2 protein-coding genes are annotated in these 4,393 nt (G+C 64.9%); one reads left to right on the plus strand and one right to left on the minus strand.

The annotated features are described in order from the left end of the window. Positions 1–888 precede the first annotated feature (888 nt). Positions 889–3,924 (plus strand): excinuclease ABC subunit UvrA, encoded by a 3,036-nt coding sequence (uvrA, locus tag ACDELDRAFT_RS19670; RefSeq protein WP_005799802.1) that lies wholly within the window; start codon positions 889–891, stop codon positions 3,922–3,924. 124 nt (positions 3,925–4,048) lie between these two features. Here the strand turns inward: uvrA and ACDELDRAFT_RS19675 are convergent. Then, on the minus strand, positions 4,049–4,393 hold a 345-nt coding region (locus ACDELDRAFT_RS19675), incomplete at its 5' end, for a methyl-accepting chemotaxis protein (protein ID WP_100084474.1).

A 4,393-nucleotide genomic window follows, 5' to 3' on the forward strand; every position in this document is an offset into this window, starting at 1 on the left:
GTGAGGCTCTCAAAAAGGTGTATATATTTTCAATGGCATGCATGGCGAATCTGTTGTTTTCTCAATTATTTATATAAGTGCTTAATGGCTGCCTGAATATCGCCTGATGCTCGGCGCTTTACTTGTCAAGCACTACTGCCGACGTTCCGGTTTCAGCACCTTGTGTTCGATTTTGTCGGCTCTGCGCATAGACGGTTTTGGTGCCAGTCTGCTGGCCCAGCAGCGGGCAGTTGGTCAGGCCGTGCCCCAGCCCTTGACGATGGGCAGGCGGCAGCAGGTCGGGCAGGTGAATGTGTTCGTGCAGCCAGCCGCGTGATGCCGGTCTGGTAATAGACGGTTCCGGCCTCGCCGCCCATGACTAACCCTGGAATGGTCGAAGCGCCCTGCTGCTGCGTGGCGCTTTGCAGGCCCAGGGTAGCGGCCTGCAGCACAACGCCTCCGCATCCCCCCTGTTCGATGGGGCGCAGCGCCAGTGAGTCAGGCGTGGGGCGATGGGCGGGCATGGTGGTCGTGTGTGATGAGGGTTTGCATGACAGGCTTCTGTAGCCACTGCCCGAGTGCACGTTAGTAAGCATGCTAGACGAATTGTATTTTTTTGTGAACAGTTGATTTGTCCTGTTGCAATAGTCTGATTTTGCGGCTCCGGAATTCGGAACAGGGAGCCCTGGGTAACGGCTTTTGCGGGGCGTTATCTGAGCGAATCTCAGCAGTCAGGGTATGTGCCGATTTCGGGTGAAAAGCGTTTTTTGACCTTTTTTTGGCAAGCGCTGGACGCTCTTTTGTTGGTAGCAATAGGGTGAGGCCGCGCGGCGCCGACCAAAGGCGTGTGGTGGGCGCGTGAAAGGGGCGGGCCTATCATGGCGAGTTCCGCCTTTTTTGCACCCGCCGATGCCCGACAACATCCCCCCCCCCGATGGCTCCTACCTCGCCCGCGCCCTGCGCGAGCAGCGCATCAGCATCCGGGGGGCGCGCACGCACAACCTCAAGAACATCGACCTGGACATACCGCGCAACCAGCTGGTGGTGATCACGGGGCTGTCGGGCTCGGGCAAGTCCAGTCTGGCGTTCGACACGCTGTATGCCGAGGGCCAGCGGCGCTATGTGGAGAGTCTGTCGGCCTATGCGCGGCAGTTTCTGGGGCGGCTGGACAAGCCCGATGTCGACCTGATCGAAGGCCTGTCGCCCGCCATCAGCATCGAGCAGAAGGCGACCAGCCACAACCCGCGCTCCACCGTGGGCACGGTGACCGAGATCCACGACTACCTGCGCCTGCTGTATGCCCGTGCAGGCACGCCGTTCTGCCCGGACCACGGTCTGCCGCTGGCGGCGCAGACGGTGAGCCAGATGGTGGACGCCGTGCTGGCCTTGCCCGAGGACACCAAACTCATGGTGATGGCCCCCGTGGCACGCGAGAAAAAGGGCGAGTTCACCGAGCTGTTTGCGCAGATGCAGGCGCTGGGCTACATCCGCTTTCGCGTGGATGGGCAGATCTACGAGCACGAGAACCTGCCCCCGCTCAAGAAGACCGAAAAGCACGACATTGACGTGGTGATCGACCGGGTGAAGGTGCGTGCCGACCTGCAGCAACGCCTGGCCGAGAGCATCGAGGCGGCCCTGCGCGTGGGCGGCAACGAGGGCAATGGCCGTGTGCTGGCGCTGGAGATGGACACGGGGCAGGAGCACCTGTTCAGCAGCAAGTTTGCGTGCCCGGTGTGCAGCTACTCGCTGGCCGAGCTGGAGCCGCGCCTGTTCTCGTTCAACTCGCCGATGGGCGCCTGCCCGGCGTGCGACGGCATTGGCCAGCGCGAGGTGTTCGACCCGGCGCGTGTGGTGGCCTTCCCGTCGCTCAGTCTGGCCAGCGGCGCCATCAAGGGCTGGGACCGGCGCAATGGCTACTACTTTGCGATGCTGGAGAGCCTGGCACGGCACTACGCCTTCGACATCGAGGCGCCGTTTGAGTCGCTGCCCGCGCCGGTACAGCACGCCATCCTGCACGGCTCGGGCGATGAAGAAATCGCCTTCAGCTACATCATGGACAGTGGGGCCTCCAAGGGCAAGGTGCACACCAAAAAGCACCCGTTTGAAGGCATCCTGCCCAACATGGCGCGCCGCTACCGCGAGACGGATTCGGTGGTGGTGCGCGAAGACTTGGCCCGCTACCGCAGCACCCAGCCCTGCCCCGAATGCCACGGCGTGCGCCTGCGCCGCGAGGCCCGCCATGTGAAGGTAGGCGAAGGCACACAGGCCCGCGCCATCTACGAAGTGAGCCACGCCACGCTGAGCGACGCGCACGCATGGTTCCAATCTCTGCAGCTCACCGGTGCCAAAGCCGAGATCGCCGACAAGGTGGTGCGCGAGATCGCCACGCGCCTGCAGTTTTTGAACGATGTGGGGCTGAGCTACCTGAGCCTGGACCGCAGCGCTGAAACGCTCAGCGGTGGAGAGGCGCAGCGCATTCGCCTGGCCTCGCAAATCGGATCGGGCCTGACGGGCGTGATGTACGTGCTCGACGAGCCCAGCATCGGCCTGCACCAGCGCGACAACGACCGGCTGATCGCCACGCTGCAGCACCTGCGCGACATTGGCAACAGCGTGATCGTGGTCGAACACGACGAAGACATGATGCGCGCCGCCGACCATGTGATCGACATGGGCCCCGGTGCGGGCGTGCATGGCGGGCGGGTGATGGCGCAGGGCACGTACGACGAAGTGCGCGCCAATGCGCAGTCGCTCACGGGCCAGTACCTGTCGGGCGCGCGCACCATTGCCGTGCCCGCGCGCCGCACGCCCTGGCTGCCGGTGCTGGACCAGCCCGCGCCCGTGGTGGAGGCCAAGGCCAAGTCGCGCTTTCCGCAGACCGAAGCGAGCAAGCGCCGCGCCGAGCGCATGGCAGAGCACCATGCGCGCCAGGGCGCCGTGCAGGCGCTGCGCGTGGTGGGTGCCACGGGCAACAATTTGAAGGGCGTGACGGTGGACTTTCCCGTGGGGCTGCTCACCTGCGTGACGGGCGTCTCGGGCTCGGGCAAAAGCACGCTGGTCAACGACACGCTCTACGCGGCTGTGGCGCGGCAGATCCACCGTGCGCACGAAGAACCGGCCGAGCACGAAGAGATCGTGGGCATCGAGTATTTCGACAAGGTCATCAACGTCGACCAAAGCCCCATTGGCCGTACGCCGCGCAGCAACCCCGCCACCTACACGGGCCTGTTCACCCCCATTCGCGAGCTGATGGCCGAGACCAACACCGCCAAGGAGCGCGGCTACGGCCCGGGGCGCTTCAGCTTCAACGTGTCGCAGTCTTCGGGCGGCGGCCGCTGCGAGGCCTGCCAGGGCGACGGCGTGGTGAAGGTGGAGATGCACTTCTTGCCCGACGTGTACGTGCCCTGCGACATCTGCCACGGCCAGCGCTACAACCGCGAGACGCTGGAGGTGCAGTGGAAGGGCAAGAACATCGCCCAGATCCTGGAGCTGACGGTGGAAGACGCTGCGGCGTACTTCAAGGACGTGCCATCAATAGCGCGCAAGCTGCAGACGCTGCTGGATGTGGGCCTCTCCTACATCCGCCTGGGCCAGGCGGCGACCACGCTCTCGGGCGGCGAGGCGCAGCGTGTGAAGCTGGCGCAGGAGCTGAGCAAACGCGACACGGGCCGCACGCTTTACATCCTGGACGAGCCCACCACCGGCCTGCACTTTGCCGACATCGACCTGCTGCTCAAGGTGCTGCACCAGCTGCGCGATGCGGGCAACACCATCGTCATCATCGAACACAACCTCGACGTGATCAAAACCGCCGACTGGCTCATCGACATGGGCCCCGAGGGCGGTGCGGGCGGCGGCACTGTGGTGGGTGTGGGCACGCCCGAAGACTTGGCGGCCAACCCGGCCAGCCACACGGGGCAGTACCTGGCGCCCCACCTGGCATAGCCGAAGGCGGACGTTGCGGCACGGCGGGGGGGCCGCATTGGCGCCTCCCGTCAGCCGTCAGCCGTCAGCTAGATAGTTATCTGGTCAAAACAGCCTCAAGCGCTTATTCCATAAGCGCGAGAAGCTATTGAATCTGTAGCGCCTGACGCGAGCGCTGCAGGGCGGGCTGGCCCATCGGGGCGCCGCCCACTTCGTCTTCCAGCCGGAAGACGGACACCACGTGCACCAGGTCTTCGGCCTGGCTCTTGAGGCTGCTGGCGGCAGCCGCCATTTCTTCCACCAGCGCGGCATTCTGCTGCGTGACCTGGTCCATCTGCGTCACGGCCTCGCCCACCTGGGCCACGCCCAGCGACTGCTCGTGGCTGGCCGCGCTGATCTCGCCGACGATGTCGGTCACGCGGCGGATGGCGCCCACCACCTCGCTCATGGTGGTGCCGGCGCGGTCCACCAGCGCGCTGCCCTGGGCCAC

This window comes from Acidovorax delafieldii 2AN (genome assembly GCF_000175235.1).
GTDB classification, from domain to species: Bacteria; Pseudomonadota; Gammaproteobacteria; order Burkholderiales; family Burkholderiaceae_C; genus Acidovorax; species Acidovorax delafieldii_B.